The sequence below is a fragment of the Dolichospermum compactum NIES-806 genome, assembly GCF_002368115.1.
GTDB classification, from domain to species: domain Bacteria; phylum Cyanobacteriota; class Cyanobacteriia; order Cyanobacteriales; family Nostocaceae; genus Dolichospermum; species Dolichospermum compactum.
On record NZ_AP018316.1, the window covers coordinates 608,233 to 622,485 of the forward strand.

Annotated in this window: 14 protein-coding genes; 4 read left to right on the forward strand and 10 right to left on the reverse strand. The window is 37.2% G+C overall.

Translation table 11 applies throughout. From position 1 onward, the window contains the following. The first annotated feature begins 107 nt into the window (after positions 1 to 107). Positions 108 to 1,664, forward strand: coding sequence for a bifunctional aminoglycoside phosphotransferase/ATP-binding protein (locus CA730_RS02835; protein ID WP_096671239.1), 1,557 nt, complete (start codon positions 108 to 110; stop codon positions 1,662 to 1,664). 115 nt (positions 1,665 to 1,779) lie between these two features. Continuing rightward, positions 1,780 to 2,292 (forward strand): hypothetical protein, encoded by a 513-nt coding sequence (locus CA730_RS02840; protein ID WP_096663717.1) that lies wholly within the window; start codon positions 1,780 to 1,782, stop codon positions 2,290 to 2,292. 493 nt (positions 2,293 to 2,785) lie between these two features. Here the strand turns inward: CA730_RS02840 and CA730_RS02845 are convergent, their stop codons facing one another. The 5 genes from CA730_RS02845 to CA730_RS02865 form a co-directional block, all read right to left on the reverse strand. Next, a complete protein-coding gene (locus tag CA730_RS02845) occupies positions 2,786 to 3,178 on the reverse strand; it encodes a hypothetical protein (RefSeq protein ID WP_096663721.1) in 393 nt (130 codons plus the stop codon). Between the two features lie 11 nt (positions 3,179 to 3,189). After that, positions 3,190 to 3,537, reverse strand: a complete 348-nt coding sequence (locus tag CA730_RS02850) for a hypothetical protein (RefSeq protein ID WP_096663724.1) — start codon at positions 3,535 to 3,537, stop codon at positions 3,190 to 3,192. A 22-nt stretch (positions 3,538 to 3,559) separates the two neighbouring features. Further along, complete coding sequence (locus tag CA730_RS02855) at positions 3,560 to 3,928, reverse strand: HNH endonuclease (RefSeq protein WP_096663727.1); 369 nt, start codon at positions 3,926 to 3,928, stop codon at positions 3,560 to 3,562. A gap of 274 nt (positions 3,929 to 4,202) precedes the next feature. Next, positions 4,203 to 4,649, reverse strand: coding sequence for an HNH endonuclease (locus CA730_RS02860; protein WP_096663730.1), 447 nt, complete (start codon positions 4,647 to 4,649; stop codon positions 4,203 to 4,205). After that, a complete protein-coding gene (locus CA730_RS02865) occupies positions 4,619 to 4,888 on the reverse strand; it encodes a hypothetical protein (RefSeq protein ID WP_027403169.1) in 270 nt (89 codons plus the stop codon). The genes CA730_RS02860 and CA730_RS02865 overlap by 31 nt, the downstream gene beginning before the upstream one ends. A 297-nt stretch (positions 4,889 to 5,185) precedes the next feature. Between CA730_RS02865 and CA730_RS02870 the strand changes: the two genes are divergently transcribed. Beyond that, positions 5,186 to 5,761: a Uma2 family endonuclease gene (locus CA730_RS02870; RefSeq protein ID WP_096663734.1), complete on the forward strand. Its 576-nt coding sequence runs from the start codon at positions 5,186 to 5,188 to the stop codon at positions 5,759 to 5,761. 85 nt (positions 5,762 to 5,846) lie between these two features. Here the strand turns inward: CA730_RS02870 and CA730_RS02875 are convergent, their stop codons facing one another. From CA730_RS02875 to CA730_RS02895, 5 genes are all read right to left on the reverse strand, one after another. Continuing rightward, positions 5,847 to 6,569 (reverse strand): Uma2 family endonuclease, encoded by a 723-nt coding sequence (locus CA730_RS02875; RefSeq protein WP_096663737.1) that lies wholly within the window; start codon positions 6,567 to 6,569, stop codon positions 5,847 to 5,849. Positions 6,570 to 6,704: 135 nt separating this feature from the next. Beyond that, complete coding sequence (gene recN / locus CA730_RS02880) at positions 6,705 to 8,435, reverse strand: DNA repair protein RecN (RefSeq protein ID WP_096663740.1); 1,731 nt, start codon at positions 8,433 to 8,435, stop codon at positions 6,705 to 6,707. Between the two features lie 199 nt (positions 8,436 to 8,634). Next, complete coding sequence (locus tag CA730_RS02885) at positions 8,635 to 10,743, reverse strand: WD40 repeat domain-containing protein (RefSeq protein WP_096663743.1); 2,109 nt, start codon at positions 10,741 to 10,743, stop codon at positions 8,635 to 8,637. 559 nt (positions 10,744 to 11,302) lie between these two features. Then, positions 11,303 to 11,605: a DUF2442 domain-containing protein gene (locus tag CA730_RS02890; protein WP_096663747.1), complete on the reverse strand. Its 303-nt coding sequence runs from the start codon at positions 11,603 to 11,605 to the stop codon at positions 11,303 to 11,305. Positions 11,606 to 11,617: 12 nt separating this feature from the next. Next, positions 11,618 to 11,866 carry a DUF4160 domain-containing protein gene (locus tag CA730_RS02895; RefSeq protein ID WP_096663750.1) on the reverse strand — a complete coding sequence of 83 codons (249 nt, stop codon included), beginning with the start codon at positions 11,864 to 11,866 and terminating at the stop codon, positions 11,618 to 11,620. Positions 11,867 to 12,219: 353 nt separating this feature from the next. Here CA730_RS02895 and CA730_RS02900 point away from each other — a divergent pair, with 353 nt between their 5' ends. Further along, complete coding sequence (locus CA730_RS02900) at positions 12,220 to 14,250, forward strand: glycoside hydrolase family 10 protein (RefSeq protein ID WP_096663753.1); 2,031 nt, start codon at positions 12,220 to 12,222, stop codon at positions 14,248 to 14,250. Positions 14,251 to 14,253 lie beyond the last annotated feature (3 nt).

Sequence of the window (14,253 nt, forward strand, 5' to 3'; positions counted from 1 at the left end):
GTTTTTTTGTGGAAAAATTATTTATAGTAGGGAACGGGGAACAGGGAACAGTCCAGAAATTTTCCCATTACCAATTACCAATTACCAATTACCAATCACCAATAAAAATGACAGAAACCAATCTCCCGAACTTAATCTCACAAATGTTACAATCAGGATTTTATCCTCATCCCGTAACAGAACCAATTCAACTAATTCAAACTCATATTTCCTATGTCCTCCTCACCGGGGATTATGCTTACAAACTCAAAAAACCAGCCAACTTTGGTTTTTTAGACTTTTCCACCTTAGAAAAACGACACCACTTTTGTCAAGAAGAACTGCGACTAAATCAAAGAGGTGCAGGTGAATTATATTTAGAAGTTCTCCCCGTCACCTTAGTAGGTGAACAATACCATTTAGGTGGCGCAGGAGAAGCTGTAGAATACACAGTCAAGATGCGTCAATTTCCCCAAGAAACATTATTTAGTGAACTTTTTGCCAGTGGAAACTTGCCAGAAAGTCACTTAGAAGAATTGGGGCGAGTTGTCGCTCAATATCATGCAAAAACCGAGACCAACGATTATATTCGCAGTTTTGGAGAAGTCTCCCAAGTCCGACTAGCAATTGATGAGAATTACCAACAAGCCGAAAAATATATTGGTGGTCCCCAAACCAAAGAACAATTTGAGGAAACAAAACAATATACAGACAACTTCTTTATCCAACATCCAGAACTATTTAAAAGCAGAATTGACAATAACTATATTTGTGAATGTCACGGCGATTTACACCTCAGAAATATTGCTCTTTGGCATGAGAAAATTATGCTATTTGATTGCATAGAATTCAACGAGCCTTTCCGCTTTGTAGATGTCATGTATGATGTGGCATTTACAGTCATGGACATTGAAGCCAGAGGAAGGAAAGACTTAGGAAATGCCTTTTTAAATGCCTACGTAGAGCAAACTGGAGATTGGGAAGGTTTACAGGTATTACCTTTATACTTAAGCCGTCAAGCCTATGTACGGGCTAAAGTAAATTCATTCTTATTAGATGATCCTAATATCCCGGCTGCGGTCAAAGAAGAATCTGCAAAAACAGCTTCTGCATATTACCGTCAAGCCTGGGAATATACCAAACCCCAACAGGGAAAACTGATTTTAATGTCAGGATTATCTGGTGCTGGTAAAAGTACCACAGCTAAATATTTAGCCCGGAAACTCAACGCAGTTCATCTCCGTTCCGATGCTGTGCGTAAGCATTTAGCAGGAATTCCCCTCCTAGAAAAAGGTGGGGATGAAATCTATACACCGAAAATGACCCAAAAAACCTATAGCCGATTGTTAGCATTAGGAATTATACTGGCTAATCAAGGTTGGTCTGTAATTTTAGATGCCAAATATGATCGGCAGGATTTACGGGAAGCAGCTATTTCCCAAGCTACACAGCATCAATTACCTGTGCATATTATCAACTGTACCGCACCCCTAGAGGTGATCAAAGAACGACTCCTGAACCGTACTGGTGATATTGCTGATGCAACCGCTGATTTATTAGCATCTCAAATCAAGCAATCTGAACCATTTACAAATCTAGAACAACCTTATATAACAGTTGTGGATACAACTCAACCGCTAGACACCCAATTATCAAAATTGATTTACAACAGCAGTCAGGAGTAAAACTGGCTTGGTGTTGTGCTTTTTCCTCTTCCTCGTTCCCATACAGAGTATGGGAACGAGATAACGAGATATAATTATTTTTTCTCCTGACTACTGACTTCTAACTCCTAACATTATGGCACCAAAAAATAATCTACTAGGCGATATTTTCTCTTCCTCACCTAACTTTCTTTCTCAACTGTTATTTGGATTATTTTTATTTATTATCTCCAGAATTGCTAATGCTTCAGTTCCTCTCAGTCTATTCATAGCCATTATGGGTGGTGTCACCTTGGGGTGGTTCACATTTGTTAATGATAATAGTCCTGAACCTGCTGCTGTCGCATCTAATGATGGCATTGATGCTGGATTAAAATATTGGTTGTTTTTTATGATGGGCTGCCTTTTCCTCGGTTATTCAGCCCCTATGAGTATTATATTCGGTGCGATCGCAGGAATTGGTGGTGGTTGGATTATTGGTTGGTGGAGAAGCGAGGAGGCGTTACAAACACAATTATCAGAGGAGATTGTGGAAGAAATAAATCCAGAACAGCCGAGTGAAAGAAGTGCGAAGAGACGCAAAAGAAAACCTACTCGGCGCTTCCGTCGGGACTCTGCAACTTTCAATTTTCGCTTTTGGGAAAAGTAATTAACAATTGATAATTAGGATTATAAAATTAAATTGTCTGATAGCGTAGCGTGGCGCAAGCCATATCAGGATATCCAGGATTAAAGGATTTGCAGGATGTTTGTTTGAGTTGTATTTTTAGGGTTTGAGGATTCAATACTTTTCGGTTAGACTCAAAAAACTGCAATATGATATAAATTAGTGCTTTTTGCTGCTTAATAGGGAATAATAGAATAAATACTCCTTGTCAGATAAAGGTGAGTTTTGACAAATGGACTGGACAACAATACTCAAAGCACAGCAGACTGATTTTATTCAAAGACTGAAATCTGGCGACTTACTCCATTGTGAGAAGTTTGTAGGTTAGGTTGGTTTTATCAAGCCAACATTTTCGGGGCGGTTTGTTGGGTTTCGCCTCGTTCAACCCAACCCACGACTATCATTAACTAAATAGATAGATCATCAGTTAAATTTGGTTAAGGGTAATCATGTATGAAACTGAATGATCATCTATCTACTTTTTCAGAGCCTTGTTAGCTTTGGTGATTAACTTGTCAGTTTTCAGAGATAACAATTCTTCCTTTTTCTCTAACTCATCAATTCTTTCGCTCAATACTTCCAGTCTCTTTGCCGGAGGTAAATTTTTCAGAAAATCTACCTTAATAACGTTTGAGTCTCCATTGATCCAGTCTAGAACTTTCTGTAGTTTTTGACGAGACTCTGGTTTAGTTTTAGGATTTGATAATTTAGCTTCAACGGAGTCTCTGACATCAGCAACAGAATATTCTTTAAATCCACTGATTGTTTGCATCACTTCTAAACCTCTAAAAATCTGTTGAACTAAATAGTCAGAAAGTTCAAAAGATTTTAGATGTAGTTTTGTTAACATCGGTAATTCATTGATCATAGCCTTTATCCTCAACTAGCCCAAGGCATTTGTTTAAGAAGTTCTTCTATCCTTTCTGCTTGTGCTGTAATTGTAGCTTTTAAAGTAGGAACCATTTGATTTTGGAAGAAGTTTTGAGTGTTTATAAGCTGTTCAGTTAGCTGTTTAATAATTTCTTGATCATTCTTACTTACTTTTTTAAGAGAGCCTATTTGATAATTTCGTTTTTTGAGTTCTGGTCCGGCAAAACGCAGACAACAAGCTAAAATATCCTCTTTTGTATGAACATCACCATACCCATCTAATGCTCTCTTTACATCTGCTTGAGTCCATTTGATTTCTTGGGCTACTTCCTTGATAAGTTGTTCCTTACTAGCCATAAATAATTACTCCTGACATATGTTAAAATTCAACTATTTTAGTTCCGATAGTAAGATTACAACTGGGATGAAGTAATTTGAAATTTTCAGGTTTATTTGCAGCATTGCCAAATTCCTTCAAAGGAAGTACATGATGTACAACTGTATCTGCAAATCTAAGTAATTCACCACAGTAAGCGCATTTACATTCTTGATAATCAAATTGCTTCTTCTTCCAAGATTGACCCTCGGAAGATTTAAGCCAGTTGTTAAATTCACGGCGGGGGTCTATAGTAGCTTTAGCCTTAGCTAAAACTTCTGCTGTCTGCTTACGGAGTTTTTCCTCTTTTTGTAGCAGGATAAACATCTCACTATATAGCTGATTTAGCTTATTGGCTGAGTTGTTGCTCATTTATACTTTATAAGTAGCAAACGACATATATAAAATTTAACAGTTTAAGCATTATAGGATAATAGTATTTTTACTTAATTTAATGCATTCTCTAGAACTAAAGCAGAGAGTATACTTACTGATTCTAATTTTGATGAAAGGACTTACTTTTAAACAGTAATGAAAGGATTACTCTAAATCAGTCTCCACAGCAAGCACTTTTAACTGTTCTATCAACCTTTCCTTCTGTCGTCTTTCCTGTTCTGTCGGAGTCAACATCCAAGGAAATTGATTTTTATTCTTCACGTGGATCTGATAGTGGTGGATGCCAACCCGCTTCTACCCAAAAACGCCGAGCAACTTGAATAGAAGGCTCATCACGTCGTTTATCATTGAAGTCAAAGCGATCGCTAGTAGCTCTTCCTGTAGGCGTTGTACCTACAATTTTTATACCATCTTTTGTCCAGATAAAATGCTCTGACCATTCTTGCTGACGAGGGTTAAATAAAGCAACTTGCTCTTGAGTTTTAGGATCAGTAGCTACTATAAAATTATAATGACGCTCATTACAGCGATGACAAGCCAAAGCTAAATTATCCAGTTCGTCTGAACCCCCCAAAGACTGCGGCATAATATGATCAATAGTAAAACGATCAGGACTCAGATATTCTGGAGAGTGACAATATTCACAGAGAAATTTAGCTCGTTTTCTTATAAGTCGTCGAGTTGGTTCGGACACCATTTACTTTTAGCTGCTAGTTGAGCATTAATTAAGGTAAATATTCGCTGTAACTCCGAGATACCTACATATTCCGCTTCCTCTTCAGAAGTCAGTTTATCAGATTTTTTCTTTGCTAATAGTTCTTCAAAACGTATCTGTAGTTCTTCGGTAAATTTAAATAGATAAATATTACCAAATTCACTCATCTTCATACCAGAAGATATTAAAGACGAAGGTTGAACCATTAATTGAGTAGCCATTGTATGTTCACAGTGTCTTTATTTGTATTATCTCATAAAAAATCCTGAAAATCCTGAAATCCTGGATATCCTGATTCAGACAAAAATCCTGTAAATCCTTAAATCCTGGACATCCTGATTCAGACAAATAATTCTATAATAGCAATACCTTGTCCATTTCCTGCTTTGTTGGGTTAAGCGACAGCGCAACCCAACGCATTTGTTGGGTTTCATGCTTCAACCCAACCTACAAATCAAGGCTTTTTCTAATTTGGACAAGGTATTGTAATAGAAAATAAATATTTACCTTAATTAACTATGCAAACCACAGAATCACCCTTACAATTGCGGCTGTGGACTGTTGATGAATACCACAGAATGGCTGAAGCAGGAATATTTGAACCAAGTGAACGGGTAGAATTATTAGAGGGGAAAATAATCTGGATGATTGCTAAAGGAACAGCCCACAGTTCAGCAGTAGGAAGAACAAATAAATTATTACAAAATCGCTTAGGAAATCAGGCTTGGATAGCTGTTCAAGACCCTGTAAAATTAAATGAAAGGTCTGAACCAGAACCAGATATTGCTGTAGTGAAAATAGATCCCCTAGACTATGCAGATCATCATCCTACCCCAGCAGAAGTTTATTTAATTATCGAAGTTGCAGATAGTAGTTTAAAACTAGATACAGAAATCAAAGCTAAAGCTTATTCTCAAGCAGGAATTAAGGATTATTGGGTGTTAGATGTAGTGAAACGCGAATTAATTGTATTTAGAAATCCCACAACAGAAGGTTATCAAAATCAAGCAATTATCACAGAACAGCAAAAAATATCCCCTTTAGATTTTCCCGATTTAGAAATTGTAGTTTTCCAAATGCTACCACTTGTCTGATAGATAATAGAATAATTGAGAGGATGACTTTATTAAATCCTGGATATCCTGATATGGCTTGCGCCACGCTACGCTATCAGACAAATTAAAGATCAGGTTCTACACCCAGATTTCTTAACTGTTCTATCAATCTTTCCTTCTGTCTTCTTTCCTGTTCTGTAGGAGTTAAAACCCAATTACCAGAAACATCATACCAGCGTAACCAAGGCTGCTGAATATTATTATAACTTCCCTCCCAAACTCCCAAACCTAATTCTATTTCTGGTATCCAAAAACGAGAATTTGATAAATCAATTTCTGCATAACGTCCACCATCTAATTTAAACATTCTAAATTCATACTTGTAACGGTCAAAAATAGCATAATAAGGAATCCTCAAAATCTGCTCATAAACCTCCCATTTTGTTGGCGGTTTTTCTACATTTCTTAAAGTGTGTCCTAAATCTTCCTTTTCAGTTCCTGGTGAGAGTAATTCCACGATAATAAAAGGAGTAATTCCCTCTTGCCAGATTACATAACTCAGTCGTAAATCGCCATTTTTATAAAGAGGAGAAACATTCACAGATACAAACCAATCTGGTCTTTTATACCATGTTGGATGATGAGGATCATAATATAAATTCATATCACTAGCGGTAAAGATTTTGTCGCTAGGATAGGTAGGAGAATTAAACGTTTCGTCTAATAAACGGGGTTGTAATAAATGAAATTGATCAGGCAAACCTTTTTCCTCTGGATCTTCACTTTTGAGATCATACATTGTTGGTAACACTTCTTGAGGAGAACGGGGCGGATCAGTTTGATACATATTACTATTCCTGGAAAATTTAATTTATTGTGTGTTCACAGTTTCTTTATTTCTATTATCTCATAAAAAATCCTGTAAATCTTGGACATCCTGATAGCGTAGCGTGGCGTTAGCCATTTCTGACAATTTCCCCATCTATTTTCTCTTTTCTCGATGATTAGCAGCTTGTAATAATAAAGATTCCGCAAAAGAAATTGCTTCATTTGCAGATTTACCACCAGCTAACTGTGCCAATTCTTCCCGTCGGGTAGTTAAATTATCTAAACTTGTCACCCTCACCACAGTCCGCTGTTCATCATTACTATTTCTGGCTTTATTAATAACTAATTTATCAACGCGAAAATGACGATCTGCCATTGCTGCAACCAAAGGTTGATGAGTTACACATAATACTTGATGTCCTTGACTAAGTTGGTGCAATTTTTCCGCTATGGCTTGGGCAACTCTTCCAGAAACTCCCACATCAATTTCATCAAATATCATTGTTCCTACTTCATTACCTTGATTAAAACAGGCTTTTAAAGCCAATAAAAAACGGCTCATTTCCCCACCAGAAGCAATTTCTGTTAATGGTTGAATAGGTTCACCGGGGTTAGGACTAAACATAAAAGTAATTTTGTCTGCACCTGTAGCTGTCGGAGAAATGGGGACAATCTCTACTTGAAATTTTACCTTATCCATTGCTAACGGCTTGAGTTCAGCTAATAAGCGAGATTCTAGATTAGCCGCAGTTTGACGACGTAATTGGGTTAATTGTTGACTAATTTGATAAAGTTCTTGTAAATATAATTGTTCTTGTTGTTCTAAAGTTTCGATAGATTGTTCGCTATTATTTAATTCAGCTAATTCAGTTTGAATACGTTCATAATAAGAAATAGCTTCCGTCAGAGTCGGTCCATATTTGCGACAAATTTGTTTTAATTCCCGTATCCGTTCATCCACCTCTTCCAACCGCTGGGGATCTGCTTCTAACCCTTCTCCATAAATACTAATTTGTCTCCCCACTTCCATTACCGCTGCGATCGCATCCCGCACCAATTCCAACAGAGATTGTAGTTGAGAATCATACTCCACCATGTGAGTTAATGTCATCTCTCCATCGGCTAATAAATCAGTAGCCGTGCGAGTTTCCTGATCATCTTGATACAAAGCCTGATAAACTTTGTAACTCATTTGTTGTAAATCCACAACATGATTGAGGCGTTCTCGTTCTTGATTTAATTGTTCCATTTCCTGGGCATCATCAAGATTAGCAGCGCCCAATTCTTGTACTTGATATGTTAATAAATCCAATTGTTGCAGCCGTTCCCGTTCCGATGTCCGGCGTTTTTCTAGTGCTTGACGAGCTTGTTGATATAGAATAAAAGCAGCAGCGACATTTTGGCGTTTGTGCAACAAAGCATCACCACCATATAAATCTAACCAATCTCGAACTTGGGCAGATTGTCCCACTTGTACGGTTTGCCCTTGTGCCGTAATTTCTACTAAACTATCCCGTAATCCTGCCATTAAGGGGCGATTTACCAGCACTCCATTTACTCTTGATCTGCTGCGGATATTACTAGTAGTGGTGGCAATTTCCCGACTAATGATCACAGCATTATCATCGGTTAAATCAATTTCTTGTTCACTCAACCAAGCAGCTAAAGGCGGAGTCACGCTAAAAGTCGCCTCCACTATCGCGCGATTTGTGCCAGTCCGAATTACTCGACTGGAGACTTTACCACCTAAAACCGCATCAATGGCATCTAATATAATTGATTTTCCTGCGCCGGTTTCTCCAGTTAATACATTCAAACCCGCACCAAAATCCAATTCCAGATGATCAATTAAGGCGAAATTTTCAATTCTTAAATATAGCAGCATTTAAATAATCCTCAGATTGCAGACTTCCCCGGTTTCAAATTATGTTATGCCTACGGCACGCTGCGCGAACGCGCAAAGGCACAAAGGAGCAAAGGTGAAGATTTTTAATTTTCCTTTTTTCTACTTGAATATAGCTTCGTTAAAAACCCAGATGTGTAGAGGTTTAGCTCATGCTTTACCCCTACCTGTAGAATCAACGTTATGCTATGGGAAATAGAGTAATGGTTGTATCTCCACTTCCAGCCGCTAATATTTTACCATCTGGACTGAAGGCAATTGAGTAAATTACAGAATCAGTACATTTGACACTAGAAATTTCTTCTCCACTAGCTACTGACCATAATTTCACTGTTTTATCTTTACTAGCGCTCGCTAAAATCTGTCCATTGGGACTATATGCAACGGCACAAATATAATCAGAGTGTCCTGATAAAGTTTTAATTTCTTGACTAGTTTCTAGATTCCAAAGTTTAATAGTTTTGTCTTGACTACCACTAATTAAAGTTTTTCCGTCGGGACTAAATGCTAGAGATGTAATCCCTCCAAACCAATCAGAATGTCCTGTTAAAGTTTTCACTTTATTTTCAGCTAATTGTAAAATTTTGATAGTTTTATCATTACCACCTGCACCACTAGCTAATAGTTTACCGTCGGGACTAAAAGTTACAGATAAAACATCATCGGTATGACTTTTGAAAGAGTAAACTTCTTTTCCTGTTTCTAATGACCACAGTTTAACTGTTTTGTCTTTACTTCCACTGGCTAAAATTTTCCCCAAGGGACTAAATGCAACAGCATAAACCCTTTCTTCGTGTCCTGTAAAAGTGAAAACTTCTATTCCTAAATTTACATCCCATAATTTAATAGTTTTATCATCACTGCCACTGACTAAAAATTTGCCATCTGGACTAAAACCTACGGAATTAATCCCTCTAGACCAAGAATATTCTCCATGTCCTGCAAAGGTGCGATGTTGCTGAGTTGCTAAATCCCACAATTTAATGATTGTATCATCACTACCACTTGCTAAAAATCTCCCATCTGGACTAAAAGCTACAGAGAGAACTTTATTTTCATGTCCTTTGAGAGTACCAACAAATACTAATTTTTCGGTGTTTTCATCTGATGAAGATGTGGTAGGAATTACTTCTAGTGTTTTTTGATAATTATCTGATTCTTCTAGACTTGATTTATTTGCTTGTGACGGGTTAAACCAAGTATCTAATTCCGTCAATATCTCCAATGTTTTCAACGATTCATTAATAGAATTTCCAATAGAATCTAAGTTATTAATTCTGTTAATTTCTTCTCTTTCTTGACTTGCTGTTTCTGGTATTGGATTTGTTTGCAAATTTGATTTATTTTCAACCTGTAACGGTTGTATTAAAGCTGTAAATAAACTATCTAATTCGGTTAATCCATCTAATTTTGTTAACCGTTGGTTAATAGAATCGAAAACGTCGTTATTGTTGGAACTTTCACTTTCTTGTTTTGCTTTAATTTCACTTATTTCTTGGTTTTGTTCTAAAATTGTTTGATGTAATTTCTGTGTTGAATTATCAATTTGTGCAAATCGAGAATTAACAACTTCGATTTGTTGATGAATCTGAGTAAATTCCTGACTTTGATTTTCTTGACTGTCACGTAATTCTGCTAATTGCTGTTGATTGCTTTCATTGCCATTTTTGATAGAAGTTTCAATTTCTGCAAATCGAGAATTAAAGACTTGTAGCTGTTGATTAATTTGTGATAATTCAGTTTTCAATTCTGCAATATTTCTCAAATATTCATCTTTATCAACATTAGAGTTCAAACTTTCTAGAGAAATATCTAATTGCTGCAACCGATTATTGACAATTTGCATTTGTTGATTAACTGCATTAAATTCCGTACTCAATTTTTGCATTGATATTTTAATTTTCTGGTCAACAATTTGACTAATTTCCTGTTTATAAACTTCAAGTTTTCCCAAACGTTCATTAATTGCCATCTCAATTGTTTGGTCAATAATTTGGCTGAGTTGTTGTCTCCAAGCTTCGATTTGTTCCAAACGTTGATTAGAGGTATTCATGGTTTTTTCAACTTGGTAAAATTCTTCAGTGATATTTTGCAAACTTGTTTGTAATTGCTCAATTTGTGATTGGGAATAATTCAACTTAGGACGATTGACTAAATTTAAAGCTATACTTAGACTCAGGGGAATAACCGCATAAACTACTTGTTGCGTCACTGTCGCTACTATTGTTCCCAATATTGATATCCCTAAGCATACATACTCGCTAACTTCTAGCAACTGACGATTATTCATGGTAACTGGTATTACTTGTCAAGTTGTGATAAATTTATCACAAATTATACTCAATAAAACTAAAAAAATAAAACTTTACGTTCCTAATAGTCGGTTTTAACCGACTTTAGCTATAAGACAGGGAATTTATTCCCTGGATTTTGGAATATAGCGGTTCTCGATTGAGTGAGATACAAGAACCCCACCCCCAACCCCCTCCCCGCAAGCGATGAGGGGGCTATGATGTATCTCATGCAAGTGCATACCGCTATATCAATTTTTGAATACAATTATATATCTTGACAATTGCATAAAATTTCCAGATGTCAATACCCTAGTAAATTCGGGCGTTGCTGATTAAGGGTATGAATTTTAGTCTCACGCAAAGGCGAGGCAGCGCGGTCTTGGGGGTTTCCCCCATGAGCGACTGCCGTAGCAAAGACGCACTGAGGTTTGAGTTTTAAAGATTCAATTTGGGAATTTCATACCTCAATTCAACAACGCCATTTTTCCCAACCAGTTAAACGTGCATATCTGCCTTTTGGAGATGTTCCTGATACACATTGGGCAATAAACGCGATTAAGAAAATTTATGAAACTGGATTTTATCTGTTCCCTGTTCCCTGTTACCTTCCTTTGTAATGCTGATTCCATTTTGCCAAAGTTCATATTCACTGATATCAATATCCTCATTCCAAACCAACGCATAACCACCTGAATCAATGATAAAATTTCTGAAAAATGCCGGATTTTTTAAAGGAGAAAACATTGGGTTATCTAATAATTTAGAGATATCATATTTTTTTAGTTCGTTATTTGTAAACTTAATGATCAAGTTATGATCATCTATAGCTTGAGCAGAAACAATACGAGCAGGTTTCATCAAAACTCTCCATTATTTTAAAGGTGGCAGTTTATTAAACTCTTGGCTATTCCACATATTGAGCAGTTCTTTCTGATACAATGTAGCCCATTCTATTACCATTTTTTCAGCACGACTGGGTAAATCTCCTTCAATAATTTTTAAAGACTCAATACCAACTAAGGCATTATACTCACCGTAAACTGCATGAAAATGAGGAGGTGGGTGATCAGCAAAGAAAATTTTGATAACTATTCCATAAAACCGTGTAACTTCTGGCATAAAGATATAGGACTTACGCATTGACAAGGAGTATCATCTAGGAATGACACACTGTACAAATTAACCTTCCTTCCGCAATCCTAATTTTTAGATATAAATACTTGCAGATTATATATCTTGACAATAACATAAAATTTCCAGATGTCAATACCCTAGTAAAATCGTTGGCTTATTGATTTCATTCTCAATAATCTTGAGAATTAACCGAGCATATTCTCAACAAACATAGAAATGTGATTTTTTTGCAGAAGAGAGATTTAAAAAACTTATCTGTCTGACTGCATTGCTAGAAAATTAGCAGTTATGACTTAAAAATTGCTAAATTAACAGAAGATGTAACTATCTCCTTAAATATGGTATCTACTCCTATAACTTTCTCCGATATTCAAAATCATTGGTCCCGACCATTTATAGAAGCTTTAGCAGCACGGCGGATTATCAGCGGTTATCCTGATGGAACTTGTCGCCCCAATAACCCTGTAACTCGCGCTGAATTTGCTGCCATTATCGCTTCAGTTTTTTCCCAACCAGTTAAACGTGCATATATCCCTTTTGTAGATGTTCCCCAGACCCATTGGGCAATAAACGCGATTAAGAAAGTTTATGAAACTGGATTTTTGACAGGTTATCCGAACAAGCGGTTTGGGGTAGATGAAAGTATTGCTAAGGGTGATGCTTTAGTCGCAATTGTCAATGGTTTGGGAATTGCGGGGAAAGTTGACCTGGATTTAGTGAGTAAACTGGCAGAAATTTATCAAGATGGATCTTTAATTCCTTACTATGGAATTAATCAAATAGGTTTGGCGACCCGTGCTGGTTGGGTGGTGAATTATCCCAACGTCAAAATACTAAATTATAAAACAGCTGCTACTCGTGCAGATGTGGCAGTGATGGTTTATCAGGCTTTAGTGTATTTGGGAAAAGCGGAAAAAATTCCTTCTGATTATATTGTTGCAGCGCCTATCACCACAACGATTCCTACACCTAAACCGACAACCTCCAATACTGTTAAAGTAAATCATCGGCGAGAATTTCGAGGTGCTTGGGTTGCGACTGTGTGGAATAGTGATTGGCCTTCTAAGCCAGGACTGTCTGTGGAACAGCAAAAAGCGGAGTTGGTAGCGATTATTAAACAGTTACAAGCTTTGAATTTTAACGCTTTAGTTTTGCAAGTCAGACCGGAAGGTGATGCTGTATATGCTTCTGAGTTAGAACCTTGGAGTGCTTGGATTACGGGAACGCAGGGAAAAGCACCATCACCATTTTATGATCCTTTGGAATTTGCGATCGCCCAATGTCATCAACGCAATATTGAATTACACGCCTGGTTTAACCCTTACCGCGCTAGAGCTAACAGTCAAGTTTCTACTGTTCGTCCCCACATTGCCGTGACAAATCCCGAAGTTGTTTATCAATGGGGTAGTCAACTATGGATGGACCCCGGTGCAAAAATCGTTCAAGACAGAGCATACAACGTCATTATTGATGTTGTCCGCCGTTATGATTTAGATGCGATTCATTTAGATGATTATTTTTACCCCTATCCCATATCTGGTAAACCTTTTCCCGATCATAAAACCTACGCAGCTTATAAAGCCAGTGGCGGTAAACTGAGTTTAGAAGATTGGCGACGGGAAAACGTCAATCAAATGGTATTGCGACTTTCCCAAGGAATCAAAGCCACCAAACCTCATGTGAAATTTGGAATTAGTCCTTTTGGTATTTATCGTTCTGGAGAACCTGCGGGAATTGTCGGGTTAGATGCCTATAATGTTCTCTATGCAGATTCTAAAAAATGGTTACAGCAAGGCTGGATAGATTATATTGCTCCTCAACTTTACTGGCGGACTGACCAAACTAAACAAGGTTATCAAACTTTGCTGAAATGGTGGACAGAAATTAATACCAAACAGCGTCATGTCTATGCAGGTAACAATCTCGGACAACTAGATGGGAAGGAATGGAAAAACAGCGAAATTGTCAAGCAGATTCAGATTTCTCGGAATTTAGCAGGTAGTTTATCTTTGGGTAATATCTTTTTCAGCATGACTGGCATTAAAGAAAATCGTCAAGGCATTGCTGACCAATTTAGAACCGATTATCCCACACCTGCCTTAGTTCCTACTATGTCATGGCAAAGTTCCATCACGCCACCACCTCCCAAAAACCTCAAGTTTATGGATGGAAAATTAAATTGGGAAGCAGGAGATAATCAACCTGTGCGTTCTTGGACTCTATATTTGCAAAATAGCAATAATTGGATAATTCAACGCATTTTATCCGCTGGTACTACCTTTGCGACAGTTCCACCGGGAACTTATGCAGTCTGTGCTGTGGATAGATTAGGGAATGAAAGTGCAGGTGTGATGATTACTGTAACTTGACTC